The sequence below is a fragment of the Citrobacter sp. Cpo045 genome (assembly GCF_030332875.1).
Taxonomy (GTDB): domain Bacteria; phylum Pseudomonadota; class Gammaproteobacteria; order Enterobacterales; family Enterobacteriaceae; genus Citrobacter; species Citrobacter portucalensis.
On the sequence record NZ_JAOWGZ010000096.1, the window covers coordinates 634,609 to 651,580 of the forward strand.

15 protein-coding genes and 1 pseudogene are annotated in these 16,972 nt (G+C 49.9%); 13 read left to right on the plus strand and 3 right to left on the minus strand.

The genetic code is table 11. The features are described 5' to 3' along the window. Window positions 1–27: 27 nt before the first annotated feature. Together tnpA and icd are read right to left on the minus strand one after the other, a co-directional pair. Window positions 28–391: pseudogene (tnpA, locus tag OGY13_RS14710) on the minus strand (IS200/IS605 family transposase); the annotation flags it as partial. A gap of 193 nt (window positions 392–584) precedes the next feature. Beyond that, window positions 585–1,835, minus strand: a complete 1,251-nt coding sequence (icd, locus tag OGY13_RS14715) for an NADP-dependent isocitrate dehydrogenase (RefSeq protein WP_088902426.1) — start codon at window positions 1,833–1,835, stop codon at window positions 585–587. A 202-nt stretch (window positions 1,836–2,037) separates the two neighbouring features. Between icd and rluE the strand changes: the two genes are divergently transcribed. The 10 genes from rluE to roxA all read left to right on the plus strand — a co-directional run bounded on the left by rluE (window position 2,038) and on the right by roxA (window position 12,621). Further along, complete coding sequence (gene rluE / locus OGY13_RS14720) at window positions 2,038–2,661, plus strand: 23S rRNA pseudouridine(2457) synthase RluE (RefSeq protein ID WP_213752525.1); 624 nt, start codon at window positions 2,038–2,040, stop codon at window positions 2,659–2,661. 34 nt (window positions 2,662–2,695) lie between these two features. Further along, window positions 2,696–3,634, plus strand: a complete 939-nt coding sequence (locus OGY13_RS14725) for a hypothetical protein (protein WP_213752524.1) — start codon at window positions 2,696–2,698, stop codon at window positions 3,632–3,634. A 9-nt stretch (window positions 3,635–3,643) separates the two neighbouring features. Beyond that, window positions 3,644–4,105, plus strand: a complete 462-nt coding sequence (locus OGY13_RS14730) for an NUDIX hydrolase (RefSeq protein ID WP_008784446.1) — start codon at window positions 3,644–3,646, stop codon at window positions 4,103–4,105. A 53-nt stretch (window positions 4,106–4,158) separates the two neighbouring features. Continuing rightward, window positions 4,159–5,265 carry a tRNA 2-thiouridine(34) synthase MnmA gene (gene mnmA, locus OGY13_RS14735; protein WP_003832402.1) on the plus strand — a complete coding sequence of 369 codons (1,107 nt, stop codon included), beginning with the start codon at window positions 4,159–4,161 and terminating at the stop codon, window positions 5,263–5,265. 34 nt (window positions 5,266–5,299) lie between these two features. After that, a complete protein-coding gene (gene hflD, locus OGY13_RS14740; protein ID WP_003832401.1) occupies window positions 5,300–5,941 on the plus strand; it encodes a high frequency lysogenization protein HflD in 642 nt (213 codons plus the stop codon). 3 nt (window positions 5,942–5,944) lie between these two features. Then, window positions 5,945–7,315, plus strand: coding sequence for an adenylosuccinate lyase (gene purB, locus OGY13_RS14745; RefSeq protein WP_003832400.1), 1,371 nt, complete (start codon window positions 5,945–5,947; stop codon window positions 7,313–7,315). A 506-nt stretch (window positions 7,316–7,821) separates the two neighbouring features. Further along, the gene (yibB, locus tag OGY13_RS14750; protein ID WP_174770389.1) at window positions 7,822–8,679 is read left to right on the plus strand and encodes a protein YibB; all 858 of its coding nucleotides are present in this window, start codon (window positions 7,822–7,824) and stop codon (window positions 8,677–8,679) included. A 593-nt stretch (window positions 8,680–9,272) separates the two neighbouring features. Next, complete coding sequence (phoP, locus tag OGY13_RS14755) at window positions 9,273–9,944, plus strand: two-component system response regulator PhoP (RefSeq protein WP_003846709.1); 672 nt, start codon at window positions 9,273–9,275, stop codon at window positions 9,942–9,944. Continuing rightward, on the plus strand, window positions 9,944–11,407 hold the full coding sequence (gene phoQ / locus OGY13_RS14760) for a two-component system sensor histidine kinase PhoQ (RefSeq protein ID WP_008784442.1): 1,464 nt from the start codon (window positions 9,944–9,946) through the stop codon (window positions 11,405–11,407). The genes phoP and phoQ overlap by 1 nt, the downstream gene beginning before the upstream one ends. Window positions 11,408–11,499: 92 nt before the next feature. Then, the gene (gene roxA, locus OGY13_RS14765; RefSeq protein ID WP_003030786.1) at window positions 11,500–12,621 is read left to right on the plus strand and encodes a [50S ribosomal protein L16]-arginine 3-hydroxylase; all 1,122 of its coding nucleotides are present in this window, start codon (window positions 11,500–11,502) and stop codon (window positions 12,619–12,621) included. A 102-nt stretch (window positions 12,622–12,723) separates the two neighbouring features. On the opposite strand, the gene pepT is transcribed toward roxA, so the two are convergent. Next, entirely contained in the window at window positions 12,724–13,950 is a 1,227-nt protein-coding gene (gene pepT / locus OGY13_RS14770) for a peptidase T (protein ID WP_020996480.1), read from the minus strand. A 250-nt stretch (window positions 13,951–14,200) separates the two neighbouring features. Here pepT and potA point away from each other — a divergent pair, with 250 nt between their 5' ends. Genes potA through potC form a run of 3 tightly spaced genes read left to right on the plus strand, consistent with a single transcriptional unit; the run spans window position 14,201 to window position 16,954 of the window. Beyond that, a complete protein-coding gene (potA, locus tag OGY13_RS14775; RefSeq protein ID WP_003832287.1) occupies window positions 14,201–15,337 on the plus strand; it encodes a spermidine/putrescine ABC transporter ATP-binding protein PotA in 1,137 nt (378 codons plus the stop codon). After that, window positions 15,321–16,178: a spermidine/putrescine ABC transporter permease PotB gene (gene potB / locus OGY13_RS14780; RefSeq protein ID WP_008784439.1), complete on the plus strand. Its 858-nt coding sequence runs from the start codon at window positions 15,321–15,323 to the stop codon at window positions 16,176–16,178. The genes potA and potB overlap by 17 nt, the downstream gene beginning before the upstream one ends. Continuing rightward, window positions 16,175–16,954 (plus strand): spermidine/putrescine ABC transporter permease PotC, encoded by a 780-nt coding sequence (potC, locus tag OGY13_RS14785; RefSeq protein WP_006684943.1) that lies wholly within the window; start codon window positions 16,175–16,177, stop codon window positions 16,952–16,954. Before potB ends, potC begins: the two co-directional genes overlap by 4 nt. The last annotated feature ends 18 nt before the right edge of the window (window positions 16,955–16,972 follow it).

Genomic DNA, 16,972 nt, shown 5'->3' on the forward strand with positions numbered 1-16,972 from the left:
GCGTCCTGATGTACTCCTGCAGGTAGTTATCTTCGCCGTTTTCTTACCTACCATGTCGACGTAGTAACCTCTGCACCAGAACTCCCTGTCCTGTATTTAAACTTCATATCACCAAACTGCTCATACAACATCAGACTGCTTTTCCCTTTCAGATAACCCATAATGCCGGATACGCTCATTTTGGGCGGGATTTCCACAAGCATATGGATACGATCTGCACAGCACTCCGATTCCAGGATCCGCACGTTTTTCACTCACACAGCTTTCTTAAGATGCTGCCTATCGCCCTACCTTTCTCCCCGTAGAATGCTTGTCTTCGGTATTTGGGCCCAAAAACTATGTGATATTTACAGTTCCATCGGGTGTGCGCTAAGTTCTTTTCGTCTCCCATTGGGACCCTCTTTTGATTTCTTGTTTAACCCTTGCAGTTGCCAGACCGCAAGGTGTTTTAACAAATCAAAAAGGGTTTTAATAACTGGCCCAAAGCTGAAAGCTTTCCGGCCCCCCAGTCTAGCTGGGGGTTTTCTGTGCACAAAAAAACGGGAACCTCTCGGCTCCCGTTATCATACAACCCAAGGTCTGGATTACATGTTTTCGATGATCGCGTCACCAAACTCTGAACATTTCAGCAGCTTAGCGCCTTCCATCAGACGTTCGAAGTCATAGGTTACGGTCTTGGCGTTGATCGCGCCTTCCATACCTTTAACAATCAGGTCAGCCGCTTCTACCCAACCCATGTGGCGCAGCATCATTTCAGCAGACAGAATGATGGAACCTGGGTTCACTTTATCCTGACCTGCATACTTCGGTGCAGTACCGTGGGTTGCTTCGAACAGAGCGCATTCGTCACCGATGTTTGCACCCGGCGCGATACCAATACCACCAACCTGTGCGGCCAGCGCATCGGAGATGTAGTCACCGTTCAGGTTCATACAGGCAATCACGTCATACTCAGCCGGACGCAGCAGGATCTGTTGCAGGAACGCATCGGCGATAACGTCCTTAACCACGATCTCTTTACCGGTTTTCGGGTTCTTGATTTTCACCCATGGACCGCCGTCGATCAGTTCACCACCGAATTCTTCACGCGCTAACTGGTAACCCCAGTCTTTGAACGCGCCTTCGGTGAACTTCATGATGTTGCCTTTGTGTACCAGGGTAACTGAATCACGATCGTTGGCGATGGCGTATTCAATCGCTGCACGCACCAGGCGTTTAGTCCCTTCTTCAGAACACGGTTTGATACCAATGCCGCAATGTTCCGGGAAGCGGATTTTCTTCACGCCCATCTCTTCGCGCAGGAATTTAATCACTTTCTCAGCATCGGCAGAGTCAGCTTTCCACTCGATACCCGCGTAGATGTCTTCGGAGTTTTCGCGGAAGATGACCATGTCGGTCAGTTCAGGGTGTTTAACCGGGCTTGGTGTGCCCTGATAATAACGCACCGGACGCAGGCAGACATACAGGTCAAGTTCCTGACGCAGAGCTACGTTCAGAGAGCGAATACCGCCGCCAACAGGGGTGGTCAGAGGGCCTTTAATGGCAACACGATATTCACGAATCAGATCTAAGGTTTCAGCAGGCAGCCAGACGTCCTGGCCATAAACCTGAGTGGATTTCTCGCCGGTGTAGATTTCCATCCAGGAGATTTTACGCTCGCCTTTATAGGCTTTCTCGACAGCAGCATCGACAACTTTGATCATCGGTGGGGTTACATCAACGCCGATACCGTCGCCTTCAATGAACGGGATAATCGGATTTTCAGGAACGTTGAGTTTGCCGTTTTGCAGGGTGATCTTCTTACCTTCCGCCGGAACAACTACTTTGCTTTCCATTCACCTCTCCTTCGAGCGCTTCTGGTTCTGCTCGTCTGTCATCACGCTGCATGTGCGTTTGCGTCCTGCTACACGGATGCGTTAGAGCAACTTTTTGTTAATGATTTGTAATGAGCGTGTCAATACTACCCTATTGTTCGCCGCCATGAAAGACACTCGTTCTTAGGCTATAATGCGGCAATTGATATAATCTGAAAATACCATGCAAAAAACTTCTTTTAGAAATCACCGGGTTGAGCGATTCAGCTCACGACAAGTCACTAAGCAGCGTAAAGAAAACCAGCCAAAACGCGTGGTTTTGTTCAATAAACCCTACGATGTTTTGCCACAATTTACTGACGAGGCTGGCAGAAGCACGTTAAAAGATTTTATTCCCGTGCCGGGAATTTATGCGGCGGGCCGACTCGACCGGGACAGCGAAGGGCTTTTGGTGCTGACCAATGACGGCGCTCTGCAGGCGCGGTTAACGCAACCCGGTAAGCGTACCGGGAAAATTTATTACGTCCAGGTTGAAGGTGAGCCGACAGCAGAAGCGCTGGACGCCCTGCGTAACGGAGTAACGCTCAATGATGGCCCCGCTCTACCCGCAGGCATTGAAGTAGTGGAGGAACCCGTATGGCTGTGGTCGAGAAATCCACCGATTCGGGAACGGAAAAACATTCCCACCAGCTGGTTGAAAGTTACCTTATATGAAGGTCGCAACCGTCAGGTACGTCGTATGACAGCGCATGTTGGATTTCCTACGCTGCGCCTCATCCGCTATGCCATGGGGGATTACACGCTGGAAAATCTTGCTAACGGCGAGTGGCGGGAACTGAAATCGTAACCGTACGGTTTAACGTGAGTGTTAACAGGGAAGCATGAAAAAAATGGATAAGCAGCTTTTTGCAGCATTCATCCTGCTCGGCGTGTCACCGTTTTGTTCAGCAAAACTGGACTGTGAGACAATTGCCGGAACAGCAGCCGGAGAGGCAAACTACCTTTATGAGTCTGCCAAAGTAAAAACCGACTCACGCCTGCATTTCTATTCTGCACCAGCAACAGAGTGTCAACTCCCCGCGTTCATGGTCAATGGCGACACCGTCGAGGTGCTCAGGAGTTCACAGCGCTACAAAAGCACGGGCATGCTTTCCAAAGATGAGCCTTATCGTTACGTACGTTATCGGGACGCTAAAGGAACCTTCGCCACCGGCTGGGTCTCGGTTAATGGATTAACGCCGTTATCCAGTCCGCTTGCAGTAAGCGCGTCTTGCCAGACATGGGCAAATAAAGCGATGTCGCAGCGCGGGTTCTTACCCTCCTCCTCCACAAACCACTATCAGGTAACAGGAGACACCCGCGCATGGTTCTATGCGATGCCAACCGAACAGTGTCGCAGCCCGTCCGTATTTTTAGTGCCCGGCGACCTCGTCTCTGTACAAGAACAATCCAACGATGATTTTATAGAAGCGGTCTATTACACCACCGATCGCCAAATCATACGCGGCTGGTTAAAAAAGTCGCAGTTACAGGCTATAAACAGCGGTGACCACTATCGCGACGACATCAACCCGCTGTCGACAGAAAAGGCAACGAGAGTCGCCACCCTTGGGCTACGTCACGACCACCAATGTATCTTTTATGAAAGCTGGAATGCTAAAAAGGCCATTGAGATTATCGTGCGCGAGGATCATCAAACCGCATTGTGCCGTGGAGGGGCCGACCCACAAACGTCACCTCCCGTGGCTTATATCAGTATCGACAAGGCCAGCGGTGAAATTAGCTGGCCAGATGTTACCGAAGGTTTTGCTGAGGAATAAGGGGAAAATATGTTCAAACCGCACGTCACGGTCGCCTGCATTGTGCATGCAGAAGATAAATTCTTAGTCGTTGAAGAAACGATCAATGGCAAAGCCTTGTGGAATCAGCCTGCAGGACACCTGGAAGCCGATGAAACGCTGGTGCAAGCCGCAGCACGCGAACTGTGGGAAGAAACGGGCATTAAAGCGCAGCCACAGCATTTCATTCGTATGCATCAATGGATTGCGCCAGACAGAACGCCCTTTTTGCGTTTTCTTTTCTCTATCGAGCTTGCCAATATGTGCGCTACAGAACCCCATGACAGCGATATAGATTGCTGTCGTTGGGTCAGCGCAGAAGAGATTTTCTCTGCGCCAAACCTGCGTTCGCCGTTGGTTGCGGAGAGTATTCGCTGTTATCAGAGCGGACAGCGCTACCCACTGGCCATGATCGGCGAATTTAACTGGCCGTTTACAGAGGGTGTCAAGTAAAGGGCTGCGTGCTAGAATATGCCGCCTTGAAGTTCAATGTCGTGAGTATTCCTATGTCTGAAAGCCCAAAAAAAGTGATCGTCGGCATGTCCGGCGGTGTCGATTCCTCAGTTTCTGCCTGGCTGTTACAACAACAGGGCTATCAGGTAGAAGGCCTGTTCATGAAGAACTGGGAAGAGGACGATGGCGAGGAATACTGCACAGCGGCCGCCGACCTTGCGGATGCGCAGGCTGTCTGTGACAAACTCGGCATTGAACTGCATACCGTCAACTTTGCCGCAGAATACTGGGACAACGTCTTTGAACTGTTCCTTGAAGAGTACAAAGCGGGCCGTACGCCGAACCCGGATATTCTGTGCAATAAAGAAATTAAGTTTAAAGCCTTCCTTGAGTTTGCCGCCGAAGATTTAGGTGCCGATTACATCGCCACCGGCCACTACGTGCGTCGCGCGGATGTCGACGGCAAAAGCCGCCTGCTGCGTGGGCTCGATGGCAATAAAGACCAGAGTTATTTCCTCTATACACTCGGCCATGAGCAAATCGCGCAAAGCCTGTTCCCGGTCGGTGAACTGGAAAAACCGCAGGTGCGTAAAATTGCCGAAGATCTTGGTCTGATTACGGCCAAGAAAAAAGACTCCACCGGCATCTGCTTCATTGGCGAACGTAAGTTCCGCGAGTTTCTTGGTCGTTACCTGCCGGCTCAGCCAGGCAAAATCATCACCGTTGACGGCGAAGAGATTGGCCAGCATCAGGGGCTGATGTACCACACTCTGGGTCAGCGTAAAGGTCTGGGTATTGGCGGAACGAAAGAAGGGACGGAAGATCCATGGTATGTGGTGGATAAAGACGTTGAGAACAACATTCTGGTTGTCGCTCAGGGCCATGAACATCCACGTCTGATGTCCGTTGGCCTGGTGGCGCAACAGCTGCATTGGGTCGATCGCGAACCGTTCACCGGCACCATGCGCTGCACGGTGAAAACCCGCTATCGTCAGACCGACATTCCGTGCACCGTTAAGGCACTGGATGCTGAGCGTATTGAAGTCATTTTCGACGAGCCAGTCGCGGCGGTCACGCCGGGCCAGTCGGCTGTTTTTTACAATGGCGAAGTGTGCCTCGGCGGCGGCATTATCGAACAACGATTGCCTCTGCCGGTATAATTACTTACACATTTGATACAAGGAAGCAGTGAACGTGGCAAAGAATTATTATGACATCACCCTCGCCCTGGCAGGCATTTGTCAGTCGGCACGCCTGGTGCAGGAACTGGCGCACCAGGGGCATTGTGATGCCGATGCATTACACGTTTCACTGAACAGTGTCATCGACATGAATCCCAGCTCTACGCTGGGCGTGTTTGGCGGCAGCGAAGCCAACCTGCGTCTTGGCCTAGAAACGCTGCTTGGCGTGCTGAACGCCAGCAGTCGTCAGGGACTGAATGCGGAACTCACCCGCTATACGCTAAGCCTGATGGTGCTGGAGCGTAAGCTGTCAGCGGCCAAGGGCGCTATGGACACGCTGGGAGACCGTATTAGCGGCTTGCAGCGCCAACTGGACCATTTTGATTTGCAGTCAGAAACGTTGATGAGTGCGATGGCTGGCATTTATGTTGACGTCATCAGCCCACTCGGCCCGCGTATTCAGGTCACGGGTTCCCCGGCCATCCTTCAGAGCCCACAAGTACAGGCTAAAGTACGCGCTTCGCTGCTGGCTGGCATCCGTGCTGCCGTGCTCTGGCATCAGGTTGGTGGAGGCCGTCTGCAACTCATGTTTTCTCGTAATCGCCTGACGACTCAGGCAAAACAAATTCTTGCTCATTTAACCCCGGAGTTGTGATCTATGGAATTATCCTCACTAACCGCCGTTTCCCCTGTCGATGGACGCTACGGCGATAAAGTCAGCGCGCTGCGCGGGATTTTCAGCGAATACGGTTTGCTGAAATTCCGTGTACAGGTTGAAGTACGCTGGCTGCAAAAACTGGCCGCGCACGCAGCGATCAAGGAAGTTCCTGCTTTTGCTGCCGACGCAATCGGTTTCCTTGATGCGATCGTCGCTAACTTCAATGAAGAAGATGCTGCGCGCATCAAAACCATTGAGCGTACGACCAACCATGATGTGAAGGCAGTTGAGTATTTCCTGAAAGAGAAAGTGGCGGATATCCCGGAACTGCATGCTGTTTCCGAATTTATCCACTTTGCGTGTACCTCAGAAGACATCAACAACCTGTCTCACGCGCTGATGCTGAAAACCGCACGCGACGAAGTGGTTCTGCCGTACTGGCGTAAGCTTATCGACGCGGTGAAAGATCTGTCTGTACAGTATCGCGATATTCCTCTGCTCTCCCGTACCCACGGTCAGCCAGCCACCCCGTCTACGCTAGGCAAAGAAATGGCTAACGTGGCTTACCGTATGGAGCGTCAGTATCGTCAGCTCAACCAGGTTGAAATTCTTGGTAAGATCAATGGTGCAGTCGGTAACTATAATGCCCACATCGCTGCTTACCCGGAAGTTGACTGGCATCAGTTCAGCGAAGAGTTTGTCACCTCGCTGGGCATCCAGTGGAACCCGTACACCACGCAGATTGAGCCGCACGACTACATTGCCGAGCTGTTTGACTGCATCGCCCGTTTCAACACCATCCTGATCGACTTTGACCGCGATGTCTGGGGTTACGTGGCGCTGAACCATTTCAAACAGAAAACCATCGCGGGTGAAATCGGCTCTTCCACCATGCCGCACAAAGTTAACCCCATCGATTTCGAAAACTCCGAGGGTAACCTGGGTCTGTCTAACGCGGTACTGCAGCATCTGGCAAGCAAACTGCCGGTCTCCCGTTGGCAGCGTGACCTGACTGACTCTACCGTTCTGCGTAACCTGGGCGTAGGTATTGGCTATGCGCTGATCGCCTATCAGTCCACGCTGAAAGGCGTGAGCAAACTGGAAGTGAACCGCGATCATCTGCTGGATGAACTGGACCATAACTGGGAAGTTCTGGCAGAGCCGATTCAGACCGTGATGCGTCGCTACGGTATTGAGAAGCCGTACGAAAAGCTGAAAGAGCTGACCCGCGGTAAGCGCGTTGACGCCGAAGGTATGAAGCAGTTTATCGACGGTCTGGCGCTGCCGGAAGAAGAGAAAACTCGCCTGAAAGCAATGACGCCTGCCAATTATATTGGTCGTGCCATCACCATGGTTGATGAACTGAAGTAATCTGTTTGATGCCGGAGCGCGCTTGCACCTGTTCCGGTATTTCGTTCATATCGTAGTAAGCCGGAAAGCATCAGCGCCTCCGGCTTTTTATCGCCCGTAAAATATCCCTTCCCTGAAGAGTGAACACAATACCCGGATGAAATGAGCTGCTGGTAATCAACTGATAAGCAGTTGTTGTATTTCCAATAAAATGTATTCAGCTCCTGCACAAGCTATTGCGTGGCAACAATTGGAACCTTGAATGTTTGCCGGTCAGAGCAGATGATTCTCATACATGCAACGTAACTGCGACAAATCCCTATCATCGCGCAATCCTCAATTAGCTGGTCGCAATTGCATTTATTTTCTCTAATGCCCGAAAGTGAAACTGTTTTGTGCAATGTGCATCATATTATGCTTTCCGCCCCACATTGATACTGATAGAATGCCGCGATGAGGTAGACTTCAAAAATATATTTCTAACGACCAGGTCGTGATTGGATAGGTAAAAATACGGACTGCATAACATGAATTCATCTATTACCATAGTTACAGCATTTTTCGATATAGGGAGAGGTAGTTGGACAAGCGATAAGGGGTTCTCTCCTCATTTAGAGAGAACGTCTGACACCTATATTCAGTATTTCAAGAATTTGTCTGAATTAGATAATGATATGATCATCTTTACATCTAAAGAACTAAAGTCAAAAATTGAAAAGATTAGAGATGGAAAGCGCACGACTGTAATCGCTGTAGATATTAATAAAAAATTTCGCCATCTTAAAAATAGAATTTCGCAGATTCAAAAAAATGACGAATTCAGAAGCAAACTTGAAACCCATCAGTTAATTAATCCTGAATACTGGTCTGCAGATTACGTACTTGTTTGCAATCTAAAAACATACTTTGTAAACAGGGCAATAAAGTTAAAACTTGTTAAGGATAACATGATTGCATGGGTTGACTTTGGTTACTGTCGTAATACAGAGGTAACAAACGGGTTATCTCGCTGGAGTTATCCCTTTGACAGAAAAAAAATTAACCTATTTACAATAAAAAAAGGGCTAAAAGCCAAAACGATCCATCAGGTTTTTGACCATATGATTAATAATCGTTCCTATATTATTGGTGGTGCCATTGTAGCAACACAAGAAAAGTGGAAAGAATTTTATGAACTGGTTTGTGCATGTCAAATGAAAACACTTAAAAACAATATAGTTGATGACGATCAAGGCATTTTTATAATGTGTTACCATTACCAACCAAAGTTAATAAAATTAAACTATCTCGGTAAAAATCGATGGTTTAATTTATTTAAACTGTTTGGGAGGAGAGATTTCATTACCTATTCAAGAAAATTAAAAGTGTCACTCATAGGGAAATAATCTTAATTCAAAATGTAAACAATACCGATACTGTTCTATGGCAGTATCGGTATTGTTCTGAAATCACTTGTAAATAGATAATCATGGTAACTAATTTTTGAACATCATCAGGGGTGGTTAGAGTAAATGAACAATACTAGCTCACGACGCAAAACACTCCTCGGTAGCCAAAACGTTTACGAAATTCATAGCCAAACACTAAAGATTTGAATGACTTTTATCAAGGCCTGGAGCGGTCGTTCTCAACAGTCAATAAACAGATGGCAGTTTTATCAGAAATGCTTACTCTCTCGAAGCGAAGCCAGTTTATATTGCATGCTTCTTTTGCAAGGAGTGACAAGATTCATGTTATTCAGCCCTCTTTTACTTCATGAGTACCTTGCTTTGATAGTCCCCCTTTCCCGCAGTAAGGCATTAAACATCATTGTCGCGGCACCCCCGGGTAAAGGCCGAGCGTAATACGCTCTGGATGCTATCGGAGCGCCCCCACGGGCAGGGGAGCATGAGAAAAGTTATTTAATTTCATAGCGCTGCTTTCAATCCACATAATCAGCGTTAAACTATTCATACCATTATTTTAGGGAGAAACGATGATGCGCGTACTGGTTGTCGAGGATAATGCTTTATTACGCCACCACCTCAAGGTTCAGTTGCAGGATTTAGGGCATCAGGTGGATGATGCAGAAGATGCGAAGGAAGCGGACTATTATCTGAATGAACATCTGCCGGATATCGCGATCGTTGATTTAGGACTCCCCGATGAAGATGGTTTGTCGCTGATCCGCCGCTGGCGCAGTAATGAGGTTTCGCTGCCGATTCTGGTATTAACCGCACGCGAAGGCTGGCAGGATAAAGTGGAAGTCCTCAGCGCCGGTGCTGACGATTACGTCACCAAACCGTTTCACATCGAAGAAGTGGCTGCGCGCATGCAGGCGCTGATGCGCCGCAACAGCGGTCTGGCATCGCAAATTATCTCCCTTCCGCCTTTTCAGGTGGACCTCTCTCGACGCGAGTTATCCGTCAATGATGAAGTTATCAAGCTTACAGCGTTTGAATACACCATTATGGAAACCCTCATCCGTAATAATGGCAAAGTGGTCAGTAAAGATTCGCTCATGCTGCAGCTTTACCCGGATGCCGAGCTGCGCGAAAGTCACACCATTGATGTTCTAATGGGGCGTCTGCGTAAGAAAATTCAGGCGCAATATCCGGACGACGTCATCACCACCGTGCGTGGTCAGGGATATCTTTTTGAACTGCGCTAATGAATAAACTATTGCGTCATTTTTTCCCGCTATCGCTACGGTTGCGCTTTTTACTGGCAACCGCAGGCGTTGTATTAGTGCTCTCGCTGGCCTACGGCATGGTTGCTCTGGTGGGCTACAGCGTCAGCTTTGATAAGACAACGTTTCGCCTGCTGCGGGGTGAAAGTAATCTGTTCTATACCCTGGCAAAGTGGGAAAACGGCAAGATAAACGTCGAGTTGCCTGAAAATCTCGATATGCAAAGCCCAACAATGTCGCTGATCTATAACGAAAGCGGTGAGTTGTTGTGGGCTCAGCGCAATGTTCCCTGGCTGACGAAAAGTATCCAACCGGACTGGCTAAAAACGAACGGTTTTCATGAAATTGAAGCCAATGTAGACGCCACCAGCACTTTACTGGGCGAAGATCACTCCGCTCAGCAGCAGTTAAAAGAAGTCAGAGAAGATGATGACGACGCCGAAATGACCCACTCCGTGGCGGTGAACGTCTACCCCGCCACAGCCAGAATGCCGCAACTGACCATTGTGGTTGTCGACACTATTCCTATAGAGCTAAAGCGCTCGTATATGGTCTGGAGCTGGTTTATTTATGTGCTGGTCGCCAATCTGTTGCTGGTCATTCCGTTGTTATGGGTAGCAGCCTGGTGGAGCCTGCGGCCAATTGAGTCGCTAGCGCGTGAAGTCCGTGAGCTTGAGGAACATCATCGTGAGATGCTAAACCCCGCCACCACACGCGAATTGACCAGCCTGGTTCGTAATCTCAATCGACTTTTAAAAAGTGAACGTGAGCGCTACGATAAATACCGCACCACGTTAACCGATCTCACTCATAGCCTGAAAACGCCACTGGCGGTACTGCAAAGTACGTTGCGCTCAATGCGTAATGAAAAGATGAACGTCAGCGACGCAGAGCCTATCATGCTGGAACAAATCAGCCGTATTTCCCAACAGATAGGCTATTACCTGCATCGCGCCAGTATGCGTGGCAGCAGTGCCCTACTCAGCCGCGAGCTGCACCCGGTCGCGCCGTTGCTGGATAAGCTCACCTCGGCGCTGAATAAGGTATATCAGCGCAAAGGGGTCAACATTAATCTCGATATCTCACCTGAGATCAGCTTTGTGGGCGAACAGAATGATTTTGTCGAGGTATTGGGCAACGTCTTGGATAACGCCTGTAAATATTGTCTGGAGTTTGTCGAGATTTCGGCGCAACTGTCTGAGGATCAGCTGCATATTCTGGTCGAAGACGATGGTCCTGGTATTCCGCAAAGCAAACGGGAAGTGGTGTTTGACCGCGGACAGCGCGTAGATACGCTACGTCCAGGACAAGGCGTCGGTCTGGCGGTGGCGCGAGAAATCACCGAACAGTATGACGGGCAGATTATTGCTGGTGATAGCCTGCTGGGTGGTGCGCGCATGGAAGTTATTTTTGGCCGCCAGCAGCCGGGCCAGAAAGACGAGTAATCATCGCATGTAATAAATATGTACTGACTTCACGCTTGAGGTTAAGTATCCGTTATAATCGGTTGCAGATACCAGCCTGCGGGATGCTCACTATGGAATACCAACTCACACTTAATTGGCCCGATTTTCTTGAACGCCACTGGCAGAAACGCCCGGTGGTCTTAAAACGCGGGTTTAACAACTTTATTGATCCTCTTTCTCCTGACGAACTGGCTGGACTGGCAATGGAAAGCGAAGTCGACAGCCGACTCGTCAGCCATCAGGATGGTAAATGGCAGGTTAGCCACGGTCCCTTCGAAAGCTACGACCATCTTGGCGAGAACAACTGGTCTCTGCTGGTGCAGGCGGTCAACCACTGGCACGAACCTACCGCCGCGCTGATGCGCCCGTTCCGTGAATTACCGGACTGGCGTATCGACGATCTGATGATTTCTTTCTCTGTACCCGGCGGCGGCGTTGGCCCGCACCTGGATCAGTACGATGTATTTATCATTCAGGGAACCGGTCGTCGTCGCTGGCGCGTAGGCGAAAAGCTGCAGTTGAAGCAGCACTGCCCTCACCCGGATCTTCTTCAGGTCGACCCGTTCGAAGCCATCATTGATGAAGAGCTGGAACCCGGCGATATCCTGTACATTCCACCGGGATTCCCGCACGAAGGCTATGCGTTAGAAAACGCGATGAACTATTCGGTTGGTTTCCGCGCGCCAAACACTCGCGAGCTGATCAGCGGGTTCGCCGATTACGTTTTACAACGCGAACTGGGCAGCACCTATTACAGCGATCCGGACCTGCCACCGCGCGATCATCCGGCAGATGTTCTGCCGCAGGAGATGGATAAGCTGCGCGAAATGATGCTGGGCCTGATTAATCAGCCAGAACATTTCCAGCAGTGGTTTGGCGAGTTTATTTCTCAGTCTCGTCATGAGCTGGATATTGCCCCGCCGGAGCCACCGTATCAGCCAGACGAAATTTATGATGCCCTGAAACAAGGTGATGTGTTAGTGCGTCTGGGCGGATTGCGCGTATTACGCATTGGCGACGACGTCTACGCTAACGGTGAGAAAATTGACTCGCCACATCGTCCTGCGCTGGAAGCGCTGGCCAGTCATATTGTGCTGACGGCTGAGAACTTTGAGGATGCGCTGGAAGATCCTTCTTTCCTTGCCATGCTTGCCGCGCTGGTCAACAGCGGGTACTGGTTCTTCGAAGGGTAATGCGGACTGTGCCTGATGCGACGCCATGCGTCTTATCAGGCCTACTGGAGTGAAATATTGTAGGCCGGATAAGCAAAGCGCCATCCGGCAACTACACATATTTTATTTTTGTTTCGCGGCCAATTCAGCAATACGCACAATCACCTGCACCGCTTTTTCCATTCCTTCCAGGGTTACAAACTCATGCTTGCCATGATAGTTGTAGCCGCCGGTGAACAGATTCGGACACGGTAATCCCATAAATGACAGCTGTGCGCCATCAGTGCCGCCACGGATCGGTTTCAGCACCGGCTCAATATCGCAATCGCGCATCGCCTGCTGGGCGATATCCAGCACGTGCGGATGCTCAATCACTTTTTCGCGCATATTGTAGTAACTGTCTTCAATCACCAGTTCGATATAGCAGTCCGGGTGTAACCCTTTGCCGACCTTCTTGGCGATATCCATGATCTTGCGTTTACGCGCTTCAAACTGCTTACGGTCAAAATCACGAATAATGTAGTGCATATCCGCCCGATCGACCGTCCCTTTCATGCTCGCCAGATGATAAAAGCCTTCGTAGCCTTCCGTCTTCTCCGGGCTTTCATCTGCCGGGACCTCAGCGTGAATACGCGCCGCCAGCGACAGCGCATTCACCATCACCCCTTTTGCGGTGCCGGGATGCACATTGTTGCCAACAATTTTGATATTGACCGACGCGGCGTTGAAGTTTTCAAACTCCAACTCACCTACGCCACCACCGTCAACGGTATAGGCCCACTGCGCATCGAATGCCGCAACATCAAAGTGCTTCGCCCCTTTACCCACTTCTTCGTCCGGCGTAAAGGCCACGCGGATATCACCGTGCGGAATATCTTTTTGGATAAGCACAGCCAGCGCGGTCATGATTTCCGCCACGCCTGCTTTATCATCCGCGCCCAGCAACGTTTTACCGTCTGTGGTGATCAGCGTCTGACCCAGAAGTTGATGCAGCACCGGGAACATCACCGGCGATAAAACTTCATCACCAATGCCTAACGCAATATCGCCACCGCGATAGTTTTCAACGATTTGCGGATTGACATTTTTACCGCTGAAATCCGGTGAGGTATCCACATGGGAAATAAAGCCGATCGCAGGAATATTACCAGCAACGTTAGCGGGTAACGTTGCCATCAGCGTGCCTTTTTCGCTCAGTGAAATATTAACCAGCCCCATCTCTTCGAGCTGTTGTTTGAGCAGTTGCAATAATTTCCACTGTCCTTCGGTGCTGGGTACCTGCCGCACGCCCGATTTTGATTGGGTGTCCAGCGACACGTAGTGTAAAAAACGCTCAAGTAGTTTATCCATGCAGTCACCCTCACTTTTTGTGACAACATTATCAATAAGCAACAAAAGACAAATATTGCGTCAGGTCACTTTTATCCCCGCAAGTGAGAATATTTCGCTCTGACATCCCCTCTGACTATAGGGCTAAGTCAGTAATTCGCAACAAGGATTGGCGATTACAATGGTTTGCCGTAGAATAACGGCCCTCATTAAGAGTCATCAAGGTGGTTAACCACAAACCCCGCATCGGTCAGCCATCCGTTGCGTTTACATGGGACAGAGTAAAAAATTGAATAAACAACCGCGTTCGCTTTCTCCACTGGTGCAATTAGCGGGAATTCGCAAAAGTTTCGATGGCAAAGAGGTGATTTCCAGCCTGGATTTGACCATCAATAATGGCGAGTTTCTTACGCTGCTTGGCCCCTCTGGCTGCGGTAAAACAACCGTTCTTCGCCTGATTGCCGGTCTGGAAACGGTTGATTCCGGTCATATTTTGTTGGACAACGAGGACATCACTCACGTTCCAGCGGAAAATCGCTACGTGAATACCGTCTTCCAAAGCTATGCGCTATTCCCCCACATGACTGTGTTTGAGAATGTGGCCTTTGGTTTGCGCATGCAAAAAACGCCCGCAGCCGACATTTCTCCCCGCGTTACCGAAGCCCTGCGCATGGTGCAACTGGAAGAGTTCGCCCAGAGAAAACCGCATCAACTTTCCGGCGGACAGCAGCAGCGCGTAGCGATTGCCCGAGCAGTGGTCAACAAACCCCGCTTACTCTTGTTAGATGAATCCCTCTCTGCGCTGGACTACAAACTGCGTAAGCAGATGCAGAATGAACTGAAAGCACTGCAGCGTAAGCTTGGTATCACTTTTGTCTTTGTCACACACGATCAGGAAGAAGCGCTAACCATGTCCGACCGCATCGTGGTGATGCGCGATGGTAAGATTGAGCAGGACGGTACGCCGCGCGAAATCTACGAAGAGCCAAAGAATCTGTTTGTCGCTGGGTTTATCGGCGAGATCAATATGTTTAACGCCACGGTGATTGAACGTCTGGATGAACAGCGTGTTCGTGCTAACGTTGAAGGCCGCGAGTGCAATATTTATGTCAACTTCGCGGTAGTTCCCGGACAAAAGCTGCACGTCCTGTTACGCCCTGAAGATTTGCGCGTTGATGAAATCAACGATGATAATCATATCGAAGGCCTGATCGGCTACGTGCGTGAACGCAACTACAAAGGCATGACGCTGGAATCGGTTGTGGAACTGGAAAATGGCAAGATGGTGATGGTCAGCGAATTCTTCAACGAAGACGATCCTGACTTTGACCACTCGCTCGACCAGAAAATGGCAATTAACTGGGTAGAAAGCTGGGAGGTCGTACTGGCTGATGAAGAGCACAAGTAAATTCCAGAGTGTGGTGATCTTCACCATTGTCGGTTGGCTTGTGTTATTTGTCTTTCTGCCCAACCTGATGATCATCGGCACCAGCTTTTTGACCCGTGACGACGCCAATTTCGTCAAAATGGTCTTTACGCTGGAGAACTATACGCGCCTGCTCGATCCGCTCTATTTTGAGGTACTGGTTCACTCCCTCAATATGGCGCTGATTGCCACGCTCGCCTGTCTGGTACTCGGCTACCCGTTTGCCTGGTTTTTGGTGAAACTGCCGGAAAAAGTACGCCCGCTGCTGCTGTTCCTGCTGATTGTTCCGTTCTGGACCAATTCTCTGATTCGCATCTACGGACTCAAAATTTTCCTCAGTACCAAAGGCTATCTCAACGAGTTTCTGTTATGGCTCGGCGTTATCGATACACCCATTCGCATTATGTTTACTCCCAGCGCGGTGATTATCGGGCTGGTATACATCCTGCTGCCGTTTATGGTGATGCCGCTCTATTCCAGCATTGAAAAGCTCGATAAACCGCTGCTGGAAGCCGCACGCGATTTAGGCGCCAGTAAGCTTCAGACCTTCACCCGCATCATTATTCCGTTAACGATGCCGGGGATTATCGCCGGATGCCTGCTGGTCATGCTGCCCGCAATGGGGCTGTTTTACGTTTCCGACTTAATGGGCGGCGCGAAAAACCTGCTGATTGGTAACGTAATTAAAGTTCAGTTCCTGAACATTCGCGACTGGCCGTTTGGCGCCGCCACCAGCATAACGCTGACTATCGTGATGGGGCTGATGCTGCTGGTCTACTGGCGCGCCTCCCGCCTGCTGAATAAGAGGGTAGAACTCGAATGATCGGTCGACTGCTTCGCGGCGGTTTTATGACCGCTATCTACGCGTATCTGTACATTCCAATCATTATTTTGATTGTGAACTCCTTTAACAGCTCGCGCTTTGGCATCAACTGGCAAGGTTTTACGACTAAGTGGTACGGTCTGCTGGTGAACAACGACAGCCTGCTGCAGGCGGCGCAGCACTCGCTGACGATGGCGGTGCTCTCCGCCACGTTTGCCACCTTGATCGGCTCACTCACTGCGGTTGCGCTATACCGCTACCGTTTTCGCGGTAAACCGTTCGTCAGTGGCATGCTGTTCGTGGTGATGATGTCGCCGGATATTGTGATGGCAATATCTCTGCTGGTGCTGTTTATGCTGATCGGCATTCAACTGGGCTTCTGGTCGCTGCTGTTCTCGCATATCACTTTTTGTCTGCCTTTTGTGGTGGTGACGGTTTACTCTCGCCTGAAAGGTTTTGATGTCCGCATGCTTGAGGCGGCTAAAGATTTGGGTGCCAGCGAAGTAACTATTCTGCGCAAGATAATACTGCCACTGGCTATGCCTGCGGTGGCTGCGGGTTGGTTGCTGAGTTTTACGCTGTCGATGGATGATGTTGTTGTTTCATCTTTCGTCACCGGACCGGGTTATGAAATTTTGCCATTAAAAATCTACTCAATGGTTAAAGTCGGCGTATCACCAGAGGTGAACGCGCTGGCGACCATTTTGTTGGTTCTGTCGCTGGTTATGGTGATTGCCAGCCAGCTTATTGCACGTGATAAAACCAAGGGCCGCTAAGGCCCTTAATTCAGGGGA

Bases quoted from the DNA above. Each gene is read 5' to 3' on its own strand.
- purB (WP_003832400.1), top strand. From the start codon at position 5,945: ATGGAATTATCCTCACTAACCGCCGTTTCCCCTGTCGATGGACGCTAC.
- yibB (WP_174770389.1), top strand. From the start codon at position 7,822: ATGAATTCATCTATTACCATAGTTACAGCATTTTTCGATATAGGGAGA.
- pepT (WP_020996480.1), bottom strand. From the start codon at position 13,950: ATGGATAAACTACTTGAGCGTTTTTTACACTACGTGTCGCTGGACACC.
- OGY13_RS14730 (WP_008784446.1), top strand. From the start codon at position 3,644: ATGTTCAAACCGCACGTCACGGTCGCCTGCATTGTGCATGCAGAAGAT.
- potA (WP_003832287.1), top strand. From the start codon at position 14,201: ATGGGACAGAGTAAAAAATTGAATAAACAACCGCGTTCGCTTTCTCCA.
- OGY13_RS14725 (WP_213752524.1), top strand. From the start codon at position 2,696: ATGAAAAAAATGGATAAGCAGCTTTTTGCAGCATTCATCCTGCTCGGC.
- rluE (WP_213752525.1), top strand. From the start codon at position 2,038: ATGCAAAAAACTTCTTTTAGAAATCACCGGGTTGAGCGATTCAGCTCA.
- roxA (WP_003030786.1), top strand. From the start codon at position 11,500: ATGGAATACCAACTCACACTTAATTGGCCCGATTTTCTTGAACGCCAC.
- potC (WP_006684943.1), top strand. From the start codon at position 16,175: ATGATCGGTCGACTGCTTCGCGGCGGTTTTATGACCGCTATCTACGCG.
- icd (WP_088902426.1), bottom strand. From the start codon at position 1,835: ATGGAAAGCAAAGTAGTTGTTCCGGCGGAAGGTAAGAAGATCACCCTG.
- phoQ (WP_008784442.1), top strand. From the start codon at position 9,944: ATGAATAAACTATTGCGTCATTTTTTCCCGCTATCGCTACGGTTGCGC.
- mnmA (WP_003832402.1), top strand. From the start codon at position 4,159: ATGTCTGAAAGCCCAAAAAAAGTGATCGTCGGCATGTCCGGCGGTGTC.
- phoP (WP_003846709.1), top strand. From the start codon at position 9,273: ATGCGCGTACTGGTTGTCGAGGATAATGCTTTATTACGCCACCACCTC.
- potB (WP_008784439.1), top strand. From the start codon at position 15,321: ATGAAGAGCACAAGTAAATTCCAGAGTGTGGTGATCTTCACCATTGTC.